A 17172-nucleotide genomic window follows, 5' to 3' on the forward strand; every position below is an offset into this window, starting at 1 on the left:
CTTTTAATGCCCCTTGGAAAGAACCTATTGCTGTACGGACAGCACTTACTACAACCACTTCTCTTGTTGACATTGAAAATCCCCCTAATCCCCTAAGAAAATATATTTGCTAGCACCCCTATCTCATCATTACAATAGAATGAAGGAGGGATGATATGTTTAGTTTACCAAACAATGTGACAATTATCGAGGTCGGTCCAAGAGATGGACTTCAGAATGAGAAAAATGAGGTTTCAACCGAAAATAAGCTTTCATTTATTCAAGCATTACAAACAGCGGGAATAGATGAAATGGAAATCACTTCGTTTGTATCTCCAAAATGGGTCCCACAAATGGCCGATGCAACCGAGATTGTACAAGGGGTTCACAAGCAAGGACGTCAAATTGTGCTAACGCCCAACTCTAAAGGAGTGGAACGTGCACTTTCTGCAGGAGCAAAAAATGTAGCAGTTTTTGTAGGTGTCAGTAATACATTCAATTTAAAGAACATAAATAAAACAACGGCGCAAAGCATGCAGGAATTAAAACCTGTTATCATCGATTTAAAACAACAAGGAATTTTTGTTCGTGCATGTATCTCTACGGCTTTTTATTGTCCGTATGAAGGAAAAATCGACATTAATGAAACGCTGGCTTTATGCAAAGAGTTCGCAAGCTGGGGTATTGACGAACTTAGTGTTGCCGATACAATCGGCATGGCGAATCCACAGGAAAGTCATGAATTATTCACTTTACTGATTCGTGAAATTCCACAAGTTTTGATGAATGCACATTTCCACGACACACGAAAAATGGGCTTAGCAAATATTTATGCGGCTCTTCTTGCAGGTGTAACACGATTTGATACATCAGCTGGCGGACTGGGCGGTTGTCCTTTTGCACCCGGGGCAACAGGAAATGTAGCAACTGAAGATGTCGTGAATATGTTACATACAATGGGAGTAAACACAGGAATTGACCTGAATAAATTATGTAAAGCGGTTTCTATTATAGCTCCTCACGTTTCGAGACCGATAGATACGGGCATGTTTAGATTATACGAATTAAATCAAGCATAGGAGGATTTCCCATGAAGCGTCGCATTCTTTGGATCACCAGTATTCTCTCGAGTATTATGACCGCAGGAGCGGCGATTTTTGGTTTTGTGTTTACAAACCGACTCATGTATCTGAAGAAAAAAGATGATGCGTTTATATTAAATCGTGAAATTACCGCGAAAAGATTCGATGAGGCTTGGTTCAATATTGTACGAAAAACGGAGAAATGGATTGACAGCCCTAATGGCTACCCGGTTAAAGCAATTTTCCTGGAACCTTTGGATACAAATAACTTCGTCGTCATTTGTCACGGTGTCACAGAAAACAAAATAAATTCAGTAAAATATGCCCGTCTCTTTGAACGGTTGGGTTTTAATTCAGTTGTATATGATCATCGTCGGCATGGTGATTCTGGGGGTAAAACAACGAGTTTCGGTCACTATGAAAAAATGGATTTACAGGTAATAGTCAACGCAGTTAAAAACTATGCCGGTGAAGATGCAATCATTGGGATTCATGGGGAGTCGATGGGCGCCGCTACAACCATTCTGTATGCTGGAACTTTGGAAGATCAAGCTCATTTTTATATATCTGATTGTGCGTTTTCAGATTTTACCGATCAACTACTGTACTTAATGAAAAAAGAAACACCACTTCGTTCAAGTCTTGCAATAAAATTGGCGGATGTCTTTTTACGGGTACGGGACGGATATTCCATGAAACTTGTTTCACCTAGAGAAGCAGTATCTCATATCGAGAAACCGGTTTTATTCATTCATAGTTTACCTGACGATTTCATTTTGCCTGAAATGACTAAAGAGCTGTATGAGTTGAAACAAGGACCAAAACAATTAAAACTATTTGAAATTGGTCCCCATGCACAATCATATAATCAAAATGCTGAGGAATATGAAAAAACAGTCGCAGAATTCCTTCACACCTATGATCTTTTACCAACATTATAAAAACACAAGTCGTATTACCCATAAGACCTAGATATAATAACCAATAAAAAATAGCACTCACGGAGTGCTATTTTTTATTTTTGCATTTTATTCATTTGGTTCATCATTTGTTTCACTTGTTTTTCAGATGGTTTACGACCCATTTGAGCCATCATCATGCGAAGCATTTGTTCATTGATTGGTGGGTTCTCTTTTAAATACTTCATCATATATTGACGGGCKCCATAAAAACCGATTACAGCTCCACCTACTAACGCCACGATGATTAAAGTAATTGCTAACCATAATTGCATTGTTGTTTTCCCCCTTCTCGGTGATTAACCTTACTTTCTATCTCCAAGAAGGATTATACAACAAAACCCTTCTCCTTACTAGGCGAAGTCTAGAATTTCTGTAAATGAATGAATGGATCCTACTTTGATTGGCTTAAGCCAGCCAAAGGATGCTTCTTCTTGCTGGAAAGCCATATAGCAATCACTAGAATCGGAAAACCCTGCAAATAAATCCAAATCAAGCATATGGGACCCCTTACACCACACATGTACACAATATGGTTCAAACTTCATTTGAATTGAGCCTTTTAATGGATGTTCAAGCAACAGTTTATGCATATCCTGTTCGTTATGCGAAAACAAACGACTTAGTTTTCTCTCCAAACTTTGTTTGATGAATTCTTCATCTATTTTCTCGCACACATATGTCATCTCATTATGGTCCTGGTTACTTTGCATATTGTCTCTTCCCAGTATTTCCTGAAGCATTTTTTCCCGGCCTAAAACGAAAGGTTGGTATGCTTTTTTAATGTGAAAAATTTTATATGTTCGCATATGTTAAACCCCCACTTTTTTTATTAAGTATAAAGGGTGCTCTTCGCTAAAGTTGTCGAACTGCGATTCTGCTTGGTCACTTTTATTGACGAAAAAAAACAAGCAGTGGCGAATGCACACTACTTGTTTTTTCATTATTTATTCAATAAAGATTTCACACGCGCTACTACGTTTTCTTTAGAGAAACCAAATTCTTTCATAACGATTTCTCCTGGTGCGCTTGCACCAAAACGATCGATTCCTAACACACTGCCTTCGTCACCTGTGTAACGTTCCCAGCCAAATGATACGCCCATTTCGATAGCCAAACGTTTTTTGACCGTTTTCGGCAAGACACTATTTTTATATTCGGCATCTTGCTGTTCAAAGCGATCCCATGACGGCATCGAAATAACTGCTACATCAATTCCTTCTTCTGCTAACAGTTGTTGTGCATCCACAGCAAGTGAAACTTCAGAACCAGTTGCTAAGAGCAATGCGTCTGCCAGTTCTTTGTTTGCAGGAGAAACAACATAAGCCCCTTTTGCAACACCTTCAGCTGCTCGAGCAGCAGAGTGTTCTAGAACCGGTAAGTTTTGTCTAGATAAAATCAACGCTGTTGGCACTGATTTAGATGAAACAGCTAATTTCCAAGCTTCTGCCGATTCGTTGGCATCYGCCGGACGAATGACGGACAAGTTTGGCATAGCACGCAATGATGCCAATTGTTCAACCGGCTCATGCGTTGGACCATCTTCTCCAACTGCAATACTGTCATGTGTAAATACATAAGTAACAGGAAGCCCCATTAATGCTGATAAACGTACAGCTGGTCGTACATAATCGCTGAATACGAAGAATGTACCGCCAAATACGTGTAAACCACCATGTAGGGCCATACCGTTCAAGGCAGCACCCATCGCAAATTCACGAACACCGAACCAAATGTTACGGCCTTCGTACGAGTCACTTGAGAAATCACCCGCACCTTTGATTGTCGTCTTATTTGAACCAGCTAAATCCGCACTTCCTCCGAAGAATGAAGGGACAGTTTTTGCGATTGCATTCAAAACGTCACCAGAAGATGAACGAGTTGCATGAGAAGTACCAACTTCATAAACTGGAATTTCTGAATCGTAATTTTCAGGAAGATCCCCTTTAATTGCAAGCTCCAACTGTTGTGCAAGCTCTGGATATTCTGATTTATAAGATGCAAATTGTTCGTTCCAAGAAGCTTCATTTACCCCGCCAAGTTTTTCAGCTGACTCTTTGAAAGCAGCATAAACTTCTTCCGGTACATGGAAGTCTTGTTCGAAAGTCCATTTGTAGCTTTCTTTTGTAAGCAGTGCCTCATCTTTACCTAATGGCGCGCCGTGAACATCTGATTTACCAGATTTGTTTGGAGAGCCAAAACCAATGATCGTTTTCACTTCAATAAGAGTTGGTTGTCCTTTATGGTTTTTAGCCGTTTCAATAGCATTTGAAAGATCTTCTAGTGAATTCCCATCTGCTACATGCAAATAGTTCCAACCATAAGACTCAAAGCGTTTCTGAATTTTTTCAGAGAAAGACTTATTCAAATCCCCGTCCAACGAGATATCATTACTGTCGTACAATACAATAAGTTTATCCAATTGCAAGTGTCCTGCTAGTGAAATGGCTTCCGCAGCAACACCTTCCATTAAGTCCCCATCACCACATAAAGCATAAGTGTAATGATCAACAACTTCATGGTTCGGTTTATTGTAAACCGCAGCTAAATGGCGCTCAGCCATTGCCATACCAACTGACATAGCTATCCCTTGTCCAAGTGGTCCTGTTGTAGCTTCAACTCCAGCAGTATGACCGTATTCAGGATGTCCTGGTGTTTTAGAATTCCATTGTCGGAAGTTTTTAAGCTCTTCCATTGGTAAATCATAACCACCTAAGTGCAATAAGCTATAAAGCAACATAGAACCATGGCCCGCTGATAATACAAAACGGTCACGATTAAACCAGTTAGGATTTTCCGGATTATGACGTAAATGTTTCGTCCAAAGAGTATACGCCATAGGGGCTGCACCCATTGGTAAACCTGGATGACCTGAATTTGCTTTTTCAATCGCATCGATTGATAACGTGCGGATAGTACTGATGGCTAAATGATCTACGTGTTGAGACATACTTGACATCCTTTCTGATACAGAAGTTTTCTTCATTCCTTAGTGTAGTCAACTTTTGATAAACTGACAACGGTTAGCAAATGTTGATTTAATTCAGAAATTTCTTTTCTTTTAACGCTTTCACTTTATCTGGTGTAACATCATTGCCTTCTGGATCAACCATTTTAACATTTTCAATGGTACTTCTCATAGATGAACGAAACGTTTCAAGATATTCTTTTCGTAAGGACGTTTGTTCTTTCGCTTCTTCTATAGTAAGACCCACAGACTTGGATTTTTTGGACAATTCATTAATTCGTGAAATTTTTTCAGGAGATAACATTCAATTCACACCTTCCTTCTAATAACCTTATTAAAAGGTATGCAAAAAAGACTTGGAGCGCAAGTATTTAGCCTCCGAGTCTTTCTTTATACTCAATATATCTTCGATGAACTGTGGCTTTGCTCWCAGGAAAACCGAAACCTCTCAGTGTCGAAGCAATTTCTTCATAGGTCAGTCCGTTATTTCGCAATTTCACAATTTCTTCGATAGGAATATCTTTTCGTTCTCTTCCTTCTGGATTCCCTTGATCTCTGAGATTTTTTTCAGGCTTGAAACCGTGTTCTACTGCCCTTCTCATCCCTCTACGAATTTTCGCATTATGCAATTTCCGTTGGTATTCTTCTACCAGCGCTAAAATTTCCAACATCATCGTATCCATTTCATTCAATCGGATTGAACCGCCATCGTTTAAAGAAATAACTTGAACCTCTAATTTTTTTAGCATATGTAAAATAGCCATTCGTGAATTGCCTCGTCCCAACCTTGTCTCATCCTGAATTAAAACGGTTGAAATTGAATGTTGTTTTACATAATCCAGTAAATCAAGCAATCCTTCTCGTTCTACAGAGTAACCACTATGTTGATCAATGAATACGTCCCAGACAAAATAATTCTGTTCAAGAGCGAACTGGCGTAATTCTTCTTCTTGGCGGGCCAGCGACGTCTCCTGAGCCTCTTTTTCCGTACTGACACGGCAATATAATACAACGGAATTAGAATTATCCATCACTCTGTGTCTCCCGCATATTCCACTCCATGATCTGGTGCGTATTGCTGTAGAGAGTCTGGAATAATTAAAGAATCACCTGAATGAATCATTTGTGAGTTTAGGTTGTTTGCTACCATCACTTCAGAAATCCAATCCTGTTTTGGTGTATTACCACGATATTTTTCAGATAGCGTCCAGAGTGTATCTCCATCTTTTATGTAGATTTCATTGTAAGATTCCTCATGGTTTACATTAAAAAGCACAAAAAATAGTGTGCAACCCAAAGTTACTGCTACTAATAAAGAAATAAATTGATTGTTTTTTATCCAATTCATGTTGTTTCCTCCTCGAACCGAATGTTTGTTCGGAATATATGCTATCACTATAAACCGAACACTTGTTTCTTGTCAACAATAATTAGAACCTATGTTTGCATTTTTATAGTCGGATTGTTATACTACTCTTAGATGAAAGAGACAACCATTTAGGTGAAGAGGTGAACTAGTTGAAAAAAGTTTCGAAACGACAAGAAGATATATTGGCTTTTATAAAAGATGAAGTTCGAAAAAAAGGGTATCCACCTTCCGTACGTGAAATCGGTGAAGCGGTTGGACTTGCTTCTAGCTCGACAGTTCATGGTCACTTAGCTCGATTGGAAAGCAAAGGATTAATAAGACGCGACCCTACAAAGCCACGTGCTATTGAAATTTTAGAGCTTGATAACGTTACAGAAATACGACCAAACGTTGTTAATGTGCCTTTGATCGGTAAAGTTACTGCAGGATTGCCTATTACTGCCATTGAAAATATTGAAGAGTTCTTCCCTCTTCCTGAGACTTTCGGAACTTCAGAAGACAATCTCTTCATGCTAGAAATTATGGGAGATAGTATGATAGAAGCCGGAATTTTAAATGGTGACTATGTTGTCGTGAAACAGCAGCAAACTGCAAATAATGGTGATATCGTTGTTGCCATGACTGAAGATGATGAAGCTACTGTTAAACGGTTCTTTAAAGAAAAATCATATTTCCGCCTTCAACCTGAAAACTCATCAATGGAGCCAATAATCGTTGAACAAGTTTCGATACTTGGTAAAGTCGTTGGGGTTTATCGTCAAATCCATTAAATTATTAATAAAAGGCTGATCCATTTGTCTAATGCATAGACTTTGGATTAGCCTTTTTTGTGAAGTTATATCAATTGTATGTAAATCTTAGTTGAATTATCACTCTTAAAATAATCTTGTAGACTTATGGTGACTATGCTATACTAGTAAATGAGCCGATATCACGCCGACTGACATTTTCATCTTCAGTCGGCCTTTTTGTGCACTTTTTTTGTGTTAAACTGAATTTCCGAAATTTTAATAGTTTACTTTAACCCTTTATCCTTTAAATACTGTGTATTTCTTCTTGCTTTAAAACGAACATCATTGTTTTTCCACCAGGCCCACATAGATGCTGCAAAAGTAATGAAAGCCGTAATCTCCGTATCACTGATGGGCAATGGACTGTTACCTTTTATGACCAAATATTGATTGAGCCAAGCTAATAAAAGAACTACTGTCCGAACGATCATCATTTTATCAAACGGAGCGTGATTCTGTGTTTCGCTCACAAGTAAACCTCCTCATTATTTTGGTGTTAGCTCATCATATGACAATAAGTTGAGAGCTAGTATTAATTCCCTTATTTTTTTAGAAATAAAATTGGGTATTTCTTTTGATTCCACTAAAAAAATTCATAAAAAGACGAAAAACGCCCCATATATATGGAGGCGTTTTTCGTCTTTTGTTTAATTATGTTGTCGCTTTATCAGCTTTTTTTATTTGTTTACTTCTTAACTGACCACATGCAGCATCAATATCTGCACCTTGTTCATGTCGTACTCCACAGTTAATTCCTTTTTTCTTCAGTGCATCGTAAAACGCACTGATTGCTTCTGGCGTACTTTGTTGATATTGTCCGTGCTCATCAACCGGGTTATAAGGAATTAAATTGACATATGAAAGGTGACGCTTGTTTTCAAGCAATTTGGCTAGTTTCACCGCTTCTTCCACATGATCGTTTACATCGCGTAACAGGATATATTCAAATGTAATTCGTCGGTTTGTTTTTTCTAAATAGTAATCAATCGCATCCATTAATTTTTCAATTGGATAAGCTTTATTGATTTTCATGATTCGTGTACGCAATTCATTTGTCGGTGCATGAATTGAAATTGCGAGGTTAACTTGCAAACCTTCGTCAGCATAGTCATAAATTTTAGGAACAATACCACTTGTTGATACGGTGATATGACGCGCCCCAATCGCAAGTCCTTTTTGTGAGTTTACTACATTTAGGAAACTCATCAAATTTGAATAGTTATCAAAAGGTTCGCCAATTCCCATTACAACAATATGGCTCACTCTCTCGTCTTTTTTCACTGTATCCAAATGTTGCTGAACTTTCATGATTTGCTCCACAATTTCTCCTGAAGATAAATCACGACTCTTTTTCAGTAAACCACTTGCACAAAAACTACATCCGATGTTACATCCAACTTGCGTCGTCACACAGACTGATAAGCCATACTTGAATCTCATCAGAACAGTTTCAATTAAATTTCCATCTTTCATTTTAAACAGGAATTTAATAGTACCGTCTGCAGATTCCTGCTTAACGCTTTGTTCTAGTGTATAAAGAACGAAGTTTTCTTCCAGTAAATGAATACATTCTTTACTGATGTTTGCCATTTGTGAAAACTCAGTAATACGCTTTATATATAACCAATCCCAAATTTGCTCTGCTCGGTATTTTTTTTGTCCGTTATCTAAAAGCCATGCTGTCAGCTGTTCCAATGTCAATCCAAAAATAGATGTTTTCATTTGATATCCTCTTTTCATAAAACAAAATCAGTACTCATTCTACTAGAAACAAGCGAACATAACAACTGATTGAATTTTCAATGATACTTTCTTTCATTATGAACTTAAACACATTCTTTATTCTCGAATGACTTTTATCCACTTTATGAACAAAACCCTACCGAATAATAAGTAGGGTTTTGTCAATGCTTACTTTATATGCGCTTTAATCCACCAGTCGATATGATTTAGATCAAATAGAAGGATAACGCTTATAGGACTTATGTGAAGTACTTCTTTTCGCGCTATAAGATCGATTAATTTTTCTTCCCTCATGGGGTTGTATCGAAATAAGCCATCAAACTTTTGACACCTTTGACTTTTCGCATTTAATCACCTCCCACTAAAAAGAAGGCTTAACTACAGTTACTAAATTCATTACTCATACCACTTTATACCCACAAACTGTACATTTAACCCAATTACAAACCTATTGACTAAGAAAAAATATTATATTTTATTAATTCTTCTCGTCTGTCATATAATTTAGATTTTCTTTTCAGGTAAAAATTAGCTAATTTTGGGAACAAGTTTTATCAAAGTTCCCTTGCAGTTGTAAGAATAAAACCTTCTATACAGAGCACATTAGACTCTAGGAGGTGAACACCCATGAAAAACAACAAAAAAACATTGAATGAAAGAACGCATAACCCCTTTGGAACCTACAAAACCCCCAACAATCAGAAAGAGGAATTTGCTGTTACGGAATTTGATTCCAACCCTAAAAATATGGTTAACAACAAAAACAAGAATCAACAAACCAACAAGATAAATAAATAATACGATTTAAAGGTGAGACCTATATGGTATCTCAACCTAATTTATGTTGTATCCCAAATATGCAAAATTATCGCAGGTCTTTCATGAACTTTTTTCCGTAAAAAAAAACGTTGGAAGTCTTAAAGACTCCAACGTTTTTTCTTAATACATTTTCAAATATTGTTCGCGTTCCCATGGGTGTACAGACGTACGGAACATATCCCATTCAATTTCTTTTGAATCCACGAAGTTAGCGTAGATGTGCTCGCCTAAAGCTTCACGTATCGTACTATTTTTTTCAAGTTCTTCTAAAGCTAGATGTAAATTAGCAGGAAGATCCTCTACACCATTTGCAAGACGTTCTTCTTTATTCATTACATAAATGTTGCGATCAACTGCTTTTGGTGGAGTTAGTTTGTTTTTTACTCCATCAAGACCAGCTTTTAATATTACTGCCATTGCTAAGTAAGGGTTAGCAGCTGGATCCACTGAACGCACTTCTACGCGTGTACTTACTCCGCGTGAAGATGGGATACGGATTAGCGGGCTACGGTTTTGTGCAGACCATGCAACGTAACATGGAGCTTCGTATCCAGGTACTAGACGTTTGTAAGAATTTACTGTCGGATTAGTAATCGCTGTAAATCCTTGAACGTGTTTCAGAATACCTGCCATGAATTGATAAGCTGTTTCACTTAACTTCAGGTCACCCGTCTCGTCAAAGAACGCATTCTCTTTACCTTTGAATAATGAAACGTTCATATGCATCCCTGATCCATTCACACCAAACAATGGTTTAGGCATGAATGTCGCATGCAATCCGTGTTTACGGGCAATTGTCTTAACAACTAATTTAAACGTTTGAATATTATCACATGCAGTTACAGCATCTGCATATTTAAAGTCAATTTCATGTTGACCTGGAGCTACTTCGTGATGGGAAGCTTCGATTTCAAAGCCCATTTCTTCTAATTCTAGAACGATATCACGTCGGCAGTTCTCCCCTAAATCCATTGGTGCTAAGTCAAAATAGCCACCAGCGTCATTTAGTTCAAGCGTAGGCTCACCGTGTTCATCTAATTTGAATAAGAAAAATTCTGGCTCTGGCCCTAAATTGAAATCTGTAAAGCCTAACTCTTCCATTTCTTTTAATACACGTTTTAAGTTACTGCGGGGATCTCCTGGGAATGGTGACCCATCAGCTTTATTTACGTCACAGATCAATCTTGCAACTTTCCCTTTACCAGTAATCCACGGGAAGACTACCCATGTGTTCAAATCTGGCACTAAATACATATCAGACTCTTCAATTCGTACGAAACCTTCGATTGAAGAACCATCAAACATCATTTTATTGTCGAGAGCTTTCTCAAGCTGGCTTACAGGTATCTCAACATTTTTAATCGTCCCAAGAATATCAGTAAATTGTAAACGGATAAAATTAACCTCTTGCTCTTTAACAAACTTATGAATGTCGCCTTTTGTGTACTTGCTCACTTCTTGTCACTCTCCCAATTATTATTTATATATTTATAATGCTCGTTTAATGGTAAAAACGAGATAAATCCCCTTGTCTTAAAGAAGCCTTCTGATATCTTCCTGCCTGTTGCATTTCCATACGTAAGATATTACGTAATTCAGCATCCGTTAATTGAGCTTTCGCTTCCTGGATAATTGGCTGGTTTTTCATTTCAAACAATTTCTTTATTCCAGCCATATTGATTCCTTGCTCAAGAAAATCTTTGATTTCAAGTAGAGTGTCGACATCAATTAATGAAAACATTCGTCGATTACCTTCAGTACGGGCAGGATGTATCAAATCATGATCCTCATAATAGCGAATTTGCCGTGCAGTCAACTCTGTCAGCTGCATGACGATGCTAATTGGTAATAATGGCATTGACCTTCTTAATTGCTGACTCACAAAGCTCACCTCCGCTTTCACATGTCTTATCATATTATATGTGAGGTTTCCTGTCAAGTGCATGTCATATTATCTAACATGAAAAAAATCCTCCCAAAAAGGAGGACGATTTTATTTTTCAAGATTTTCTGATTGCAATTGTTGTACCGCTGACAGAATCGCGAATTTCACATGTTCATATGTTAATCCACCTTGGWTATATGCTGTATAAGGAGGTCTGATGGGACCGTCTGCTGTTAATTCGATACTGGAGCCTTGAATAAAAGTACCAGCAGCCATAATGACATCATCTTCATATCCTGGCATATATGCGGGCTCGGGTGCGAAATGTGCATTAATTGGAGAATTGGCTTGAATAGCTTTGCAAAAACGTATCATTTGTTCAGCTGTTTTAAAAGATACGGACTGGATGAGGTCTGTGCGTTTTTCCATGTAATGAGGAGACGTATCCATGCCGATGCTTTCAAGCATCGCTGAAGTAAAGATGGCACCTTTGACAGCTTGCGCAACAACATGTGGTGCCAAGAAAAAACCTTGATACATATCAGCTAATGTATTTAAGGATGCGCCTGCCTCTCCTCCTATACCCGGAGAAGTCATGCGGTAAGCACACATATCTACATACCTTTTCTTACCAGCTATATATCCTCCGATTTTTGCAAGGCCACCCCCTGGATTTTTAATAAGGGATCCGGCCATCAAATCGACTCCAACGTTAGTCGGTTCAAGCTCTTCTACAAATTCTCCATAACAGTTATCAACAAAAATAATAGCTTGCGGTTTTAAGGTCCGAATTTTTTTTGTCATCACTTCAATTTGTTCAATGGTAAACGACGGGCGGTTTGCATACCCTTTTGAACGTTGAATTGCTATGACTTTCGTTTTCTCAGATATGGCTAGTTCCACTTTGGTCCAATCGATTTGTCCGTCTTCTTGTAAATCGACATGTTGATAGGAGATATTAAAGTCCTTTAATGACCCCGTGTCCTTTTCTCCCCCATCTACAATTGATTGCAATGTATCATATGGCTTACCTGTTATATATAATAGTTCGTCACCAGGACGGAGCACGCCAAATAAACTGATTGTTATAGCATGTGTTCCGGAAATAATCTGTGCTCTGACGAGTGCTGCTTCGCTCCCGAACACTTCAGCATAAACTCTTTCCAGATTATCTCTTCCTTCATCGTCGTAGCCATACCCAGTCGAAGGATGTAAATGAAAATCGCTGACTTGGTTATTGCGAAATGCAGTAATAACTTTTTCCTGATTAAAAAAAGCGATATGATCAGCCGCTTCATGTTGAGCAGAAACGAGTTGTTCCATTTGCTTGGCTTCATTTAATAATTTTGGTGTCAAAATTGTTYGAAATGTCATGATATATGCCTCAATTCTTCTATTTTCCTTTTTCATCTTATCAGTCCCACTACTATCGTCAACTAATTATATTGATAGCTAGCTGAAAAGTATTGTAATTAACTGAAATTCTGCTACAATTTAATCCGTTCTATTGAATTCTGGAGGAATGTGAAGTGGCTTGGGAAGTATTAAGTATTATTGGAACAATTGCGTTCGCGGTTTCTGGTGCAATTGTTGCCATGGAAGAAGAATATGATTTATTCGGGGTGTATTTACTTGGAATTGTAACAGCCTTTGGTGGTGGAGCAATTCGAAATTTACTTATAGGTGTACCGGTATCTGCACTTTGGGAGCAGGAAATGATGTTCCAAATTGCCTTTGTTGCGATTACCGCAGTCTTCTTATTCCCACAAAACTTATTGAAACATTGGAATCGTTGGGGAAATTTCTTCGATGCAATCGGTTTGTCTGCTTTTGCCATTCAAGGTGCCTTGTTCGCTGTTCAGCTCGGATTGCCAATTAACGCAACGGTAGTGGCTGCTGTCCTGACTGGTTCGGGTGGTGGTATCGTCCGTGATGTCCTAGCGAAACGAAAACCTTTAATCTTACAAAATGAAGTATATGCAGTATGGGCAGCGATTACTGGATTAGTTATCGGGGTGGGACTAGCCGCAAGCGACGTATCACTTTATGTATTATTCATGATTACAACAACTTTACGTGTTGTTTCATATATGAATAAATGGCGCCTGCCATTTCGTTCTTTACAACAAACCGAAAAAACAGCTTAACTCATTATTCGAGTTAAGCTGTTTTTTTATAGTTCTACTTCACCTTTCCATTCCAGCATGCCACCAGAAAGGTTTGTTACGTCAAAGCCTTGTGATTCCAAGAACTGACAAGCTTGTCCACTGCGTCCACCAGAGCGACATACTATGACATATTCTTTCGTTTTATCTAATTCTTGGTGTTTATATTCAACTAACCCCAATGATAAATGTTGCGCACCAGGAATCATACCGTTAGCAACTTCATCAGCTTCACGTACATCTATCATATGAACTGTTTCCCCTGCATCAAGTCTTGCTTGTAACTCTTCAGGTTGAATCGTTTTCATGTTTGTTCCTCCAATCAAATAAATACAACCCTTATGATATATCCTAGCGGGTATACAATCAAACAATTAATTATGCTTCGTCAGTGGAAATAGAAATTGCTTTCGCCGGTACAAACGTAGAAATAGCGTGTTTATAAATCATTTGCTGCTTTCCTTCTGATTCCAGCAACACTGTGAAATTATCATAAGATTTAATAAGTCCTTTTAGTTGGTAACCGTTTAATAAAAAGACCGTTACAAATATATTATTTTTTCTCACTTGATTTAAAAATGTATCTTGCATATTGATCGATTTCATTGTTTAGTTCCTCCAATTTCAACTCACGTATTGGTTGTAAATTTATTATCACTGATAGTATTCGCTTTTAATGATGGGATTCCTGCATAATGCGATTAATTATCGGAAGAATTTCCGATAAAGTAATCTCTGGTTCAATCCAAACGACAGGAAGCTTATTGCGGAAATAAGTTAATTGTCTCTTTGCATATCGGCGTGAATTTTGCTTAATTTGTTCGATGGCTTCTGCCAATGAAATTTCTTCTCTGAAATAAGAGAATATTTCTTTATAACCAATAGCCTGTACTGACTGAGTATCCCTGATATCATTATCCCATAGAAGCTTCGCTTCCTGGACCAAACCTCGTTCGATCATGCGGTCGACACGCAAATTAATGCGCTCATAGAGAATTTCCCTTTCAACATCAAGTCCGAGAATCACATGTCGATACATAGGTTCATGTCCCTGTTTTTGTGGTTCGGCAGATTTAGTTGTATCCGAATGCTCCGCGATTTCTAACGCCCTTACCACTCTGCGTGTATTATTAGGATGAATCTCCGCGGCACTTCGAGGGTCCACCTGTTTAAGTTTCTCATGCATCGCAAGTGGGCCCAGTTCTGCAAGTTGTTCATAATATTTGTTGCGGATGGTCTCATCGACCCGCTCCTCAGTAAATTGAAAATTATATAAAACAGATTGTACATAAAGCCCGGTACCGCCAACTAGAATAGGCAATTTTCCTTTTGCTCTAATTTCTGCGATTTTTGCTCGTACTATTTTTTGGTATTCTGCTACCGAGAAAGATTCATCTGGCTGTTTAGTATCTAGTAAATGGTGAGGAATCCCTTCCATTTCGTCTAATGTGATTTTGGCTGTACCGATATCAAGTCCTTTATAAACTTGCATGGAATCACCATTAATTACTTCACCGTCCAGCAATTTAGCAAGCTTAATTGATAGGGCTGTTTTACCGGATGCGGTAGGTCCAACTATGGCTAACACTTCTAATTCATTCATTTTTTCTCCATCCAATTAATAATCAGTTCAAATGTTTCTTCTTTATTAATCTCGTTTAGTAATTCGTGTCTTTTTCCTTCAATTAAAACAACCGTAATATCAGTAAGTCCTGCTTTCTTATATTTTTCAGCAACTCCCCAAAGTTGATTACCATTTTGACTGACGGGATCCAACGCACCAGATATCATCAAAATTGGGAGTTGTTTTGGAATGTCATCCATCCCTTTCATTTCATGTATCTTATTTATGCCTGTGATTAAATCAACAAAGAATTGGTTACTTGCTACAAATCCACAATAAGGATCATCAATATACTTTTGGACTTCAACAGAATCTGTCGATAACCAATCAAATTCTGTTTTAGCATCTGTAACACCTTTATTGAATTTTCCGAACGACAACTTGTTCAATAATGGATTCTCAATTTGAGTTCCTTTGACTCGAGCAAATCCCTTGGCGATCAATTTCCCAACTTTACCAGAGAAACCAGCAGGACCTCCTGTACCAGATAAAACGATTTTTGAAATGGAGTGGCCATATTTTTGTATATAGCGTCTGCCAATGAATGAACCCATGCTGTGAGCAAAAAGGATGGGGCTTTCACAAGTAAAATCTTTTCTAACATCCTGTAAAACTTCCCGAACATCTTCTGTCACTCGATCAAAGCCGTCCTTTTCTGCAAAGAATCCCTTTTGATTATTTTTTTGTCCAGTGAAACCATGTCCCCGATGGTCATGCCCAGACACGACATATCCTTTGGAAACCAAAAATTGTGCAAACTCTTCATATCGTCCGATATGCTCCGCCATGCCATGCAATATATGGACATGACCAATTGGTGGGTTCTGGGGTTTATAGACAACCGTATAGACTTCATGTCCATCTGACATCTTTACATAATGGATGCTTTTCGTCATTATGCATGCTCCTCTCGGAATGATGTTGCTGCATTCAGTTGATTTTCTAAATCAAAAAGATAATATTCCAATTGATCTTCCGTGTAGCCAAGTTGTGCTTTCATCATTTGACACACTTGTTTTTTATACGAATAAACTTCTTCAATGTTGAAAAATAAATCTCCCGTTCTACGGACAAAAAAGTCTGACGGTGTACAAGTCATTTCGAATTGTATTCCATACGCAAGTCTAGCAGCTAGTGGCAGTGGCAAATCAAAGGCATTTCCCTGTAGAACGCTCGCGTAGGCAAATAAATGATCGACATTTGTTCCATAAAAAGATGCCAGTTGGAGAGCCTCGTCATACGTTAAGCCATACCGTTGACCTTCCAGAGCTTTCATTTCAACAAAGGATGAAAAACGATTTGATCCACCTACATCTCCCCCTGATAATGGAAGATTTTTTGTTATGGAGGCACCATAAGAAAAAGTGGATATTTTAATTACACGATCGACAACCATCTCCGCCATTTTGCGATATCCTGTCAGTTTGCCACCAGAAATCGTAATCAGACCGCTTGACGATTCCCAAATTTCATCTTTGCGGGAAATTTCGGATGGATCTTTTCCTTCTTCAAAAATAAGTGGCCTTACACCGGCCCATGTCGACTCAACTTGTTGCGGAGTCAATCTTATACTTGGAAACATAGATGTAATGGCTTCTAATATGTAAGTCACATCTTTACTGGTTGCAACAGGATTCTTCGGGTCATTGTCGTAAAATGTGTCCGTGGTTCCGACATAGGTTTTGCCATTACGGGGTATCGCAAATACCATGCGCCCATCGTGTGTATCAAAATAAACCGCTTGCTTTAACGGGAAATCCGTTTGATCCACTACAACATGTATACCCT

21 protein-coding genes are annotated in these 17172 nt (G+C 38.2%); 5 read left to right on the top strand and 16 right to left on the bottom strand.

Annotated features, from left to right (window positions below; genetic code table 11):
• The first annotated feature begins 155 nt into the window (after window positions 1-155).
• Both AC1DSB_RS04430 and AC1DSB_RS04435 read left to right on the top strand, forming a co-directional pair.
• On the top strand, window positions 156-1058 hold the full coding sequence (locus tag AC1DSB_RS04430) for a hydroxymethylglutaryl-CoA lyase (RefSeq protein ID WP_477532367.1): 903 nt from the start codon (window positions 156-158) through the stop codon (window positions 1056-1058).
• Between the two features lie 11 nt (window positions 1059-1069).
• Window positions 1070-2002 carry an alpha/beta hydrolase gene (locus AC1DSB_RS04435; RefSeq protein ID WP_016427473.1) on the top strand — a complete coding sequence of 311 codons (933 nt, stop codon included), beginning with the start codon at window positions 1070-1072 and terminating at the stop codon, window positions 2000-2002.
• Window positions 2003-2076: 74 nt separating this feature from the next.
• On the opposite strand, the gene AC1DSB_RS04440 is transcribed toward AC1DSB_RS04435, so the two are convergent.
• From AC1DSB_RS04440 to yneA, 6 genes are all read right to left on the bottom strand, one after another.
• Complete coding sequence (locus AC1DSB_RS04440; RefSeq protein ID WP_016427474.1) at window positions 2077-2295, bottom strand: YneF family protein; 219 nt, start codon at window positions 2293-2295, stop codon at window positions 2077-2079.
• A gap of 78 nt (window positions 2296-2373) precedes the next feature.
• A complete protein-coding gene (gene sirA / locus AC1DSB_RS04445) occupies window positions 2374-2829 on the bottom strand; it encodes a sporulation inhibitor of replication protein SirA (RefSeq protein ID WP_016427475.1) in 456 nt (151 codons plus the stop codon).
• Window positions 2830-2963: 134 nt separating this feature from the next.
• Window positions 2964-4970, bottom strand: a complete 2007-nt coding sequence (gene tkt / locus AC1DSB_RS04450; protein ID WP_016427476.1) for a transketolase — start codon at window positions 4968-4970, stop codon at window positions 2964-2966.
• An 88-nt stretch (window positions 4971-5058) separates the two neighbouring features.
• Window positions 5059-5292 carry a DUF896 domain-containing protein gene (locus AC1DSB_RS04455; RefSeq protein WP_477532369.1) on the bottom strand — a complete coding sequence of 78 codons (234 nt, stop codon included), beginning with the start codon at window positions 5290-5292 and terminating at the stop codon, window positions 5059-5061.
• 67 nt (window positions 5293-5359) lie between these two features.
• The gene (locus AC1DSB_RS04460) at window positions 5360-6019 is read right to left on the bottom strand and encodes a YneB family resolvase-like protein (RefSeq protein ID WP_477585889.1); all 660 of its coding nucleotides are present in this window, start codon (window positions 6017-6019) and stop codon (window positions 5360-5362) included.
• Entirely contained in the window at window positions 6019-6336 is a 318-nt protein-coding gene (gene yneA / locus AC1DSB_RS04465; protein WP_016427479.1) for a cell division suppressor protein YneA, read from the bottom strand. The genes AC1DSB_RS04460 and yneA overlap by 1 nt, the downstream gene beginning before the upstream one ends.
• Window positions 6337-6506: 170 nt before the next feature.
• Between yneA and lexA the strand changes: the two genes are divergently transcribed.
• Complete coding sequence (lexA, locus tag AC1DSB_RS04470; protein ID WP_016427480.1) at window positions 6507-7127, top strand: transcriptional repressor LexA; 621 nt, start codon at window positions 6507-6509, stop codon at window positions 7125-7127.
• A 245-nt stretch (window positions 7128-7372) separates the two neighbouring features.
• Here the strand turns inward: lexA and AC1DSB_RS04475 are convergent, their stop codons facing one another.
• Window positions 7373-7618 (bottom strand): phage holin, encoded by a 246-nt coding sequence (locus tag AC1DSB_RS04475; protein ID WP_477585891.1) that lies wholly within the window; start codon window positions 7616-7618, stop codon window positions 7373-7375.
• A 181-nt stretch (window positions 7619-7799) separates the two neighbouring features.
• Window positions 7800-8870: a dual-specificity RNA methyltransferase RlmN gene (gene rlmN / locus AC1DSB_RS04480; protein WP_016427482.1), complete on the bottom strand. Its 1071-nt coding sequence runs from the start codon at window positions 8868-8870 to the stop codon at window positions 7800-7802.
• Between the two features lie 648 nt (window positions 8871-9518).
• Here rlmN and AC1DSB_RS04485 point away from each other — a divergent pair.
• Window positions 9519-9689, top strand: a complete 171-nt coding sequence (locus AC1DSB_RS04485; RefSeq protein ID WP_477585893.1) for a hypothetical protein — start codon at window positions 9519-9521, stop codon at window positions 9687-9689.
• Between the two features lie 141 nt (window positions 9690-9830).
• Here AC1DSB_RS04485 and glnA read toward each other — a convergent pair whose 3' ends face one another.
• The 3 genes from glnA to AC1DSB_RS04500 form a co-directional block, all read right to left on the bottom strand.
• Window positions 9831-11165 carry a type I glutamate--ammonia ligase gene (gene glnA, locus AC1DSB_RS04490; RefSeq protein ID WP_016427485.1) on the bottom strand — a complete coding sequence of 445 codons (1335 nt, stop codon included), beginning with the start codon at window positions 11163-11165 and terminating at the stop codon, window positions 9831-9833.
• A gap of 46 nt (window positions 11166-11211) precedes the next feature.
• Window positions 11212-11592 (bottom strand): MerR family transcriptional regulator, encoded by a 381-nt coding sequence (locus AC1DSB_RS04495; RefSeq protein WP_016427486.1) that lies wholly within the window; start codon window positions 11590-11592, stop codon window positions 11212-11214.
• Between the two features lie 111 nt (window positions 11593-11703).
• Window positions 11704-12969 carry a methionine gamma-lyase family protein gene (locus AC1DSB_RS04500; RefSeq protein ID WP_477585895.1) on the bottom strand — a complete coding sequence of 422 codons (1266 nt, stop codon included), beginning with the start codon at window positions 12967-12969 and terminating at the stop codon, window positions 11704-11706.
• A 155-nt stretch (window positions 12970-13124) separates the two neighbouring features.
• On the opposite strand from AC1DSB_RS04500, the gene AC1DSB_RS04505 reads away from it, so the two are divergent.
• Window positions 13125-13742: a trimeric intracellular cation channel family protein gene (locus tag AC1DSB_RS04505; protein WP_477533274.1), complete on the top strand. Its 618-nt coding sequence runs from the start codon at window positions 13125-13127 to the stop codon at window positions 13740-13742.
• A 26-nt stretch (window positions 13743-13768) separates the two neighbouring features.
• Here AC1DSB_RS04505 and AC1DSB_RS04510 read toward each other — a convergent pair whose 3' ends face one another.
• The 5 genes from AC1DSB_RS04510 to AC1DSB_RS04530 form a co-directional block, all read right to left on the bottom strand.
• Entirely contained in the window at window positions 13769-14068 is a 300-nt protein-coding gene (locus tag AC1DSB_RS04510) for a rhodanese-like domain-containing protein (RefSeq protein ID WP_477533273.1), read from the bottom strand.
• Between the two features lie 70 nt (window positions 14069-14138).
• The gene (gene hfq, locus AC1DSB_RS04515) at window positions 14139-14366 is read right to left on the bottom strand and encodes an RNA chaperone Hfq (protein WP_477548011.1); all 228 of its coding nucleotides are present in this window, start codon (window positions 14364-14366) and stop codon (window positions 14139-14141) included.
• 67 nt (window positions 14367-14433) lie between these two features.
• Complete coding sequence (gene miaA / locus AC1DSB_RS04520) at window positions 14434-15363, bottom strand: tRNA (adenosine(37)-N6)-dimethylallyltransferase MiaA (protein ID WP_477585897.1); 930 nt, start codon at window positions 15361-15363, stop codon at window positions 14434-14436.
• Window positions 15360-16280 (bottom strand): lysophospholipase, encoded by a 921-nt coding sequence (locus AC1DSB_RS04525; RefSeq protein WP_477585899.1) that lies wholly within the window; start codon window positions 16278-16280, stop codon window positions 15360-15362. The genes miaA and AC1DSB_RS04525 overlap by 4 nt, the downstream gene beginning before the upstream one ends.
• On the bottom strand, window positions 16280-17172 hold an 893-nt coding region (locus tag AC1DSB_RS04530; RefSeq protein WP_477585901.1), incomplete at its 5' end, for a glycerol-3-phosphate dehydrogenase/oxidase. The genes AC1DSB_RS04525 and AC1DSB_RS04530, both read right to left, overlap by 1 nt.

Source organism: Paenisporosarcina sp. P4_E4_2 (assembly GCF_056401595.1).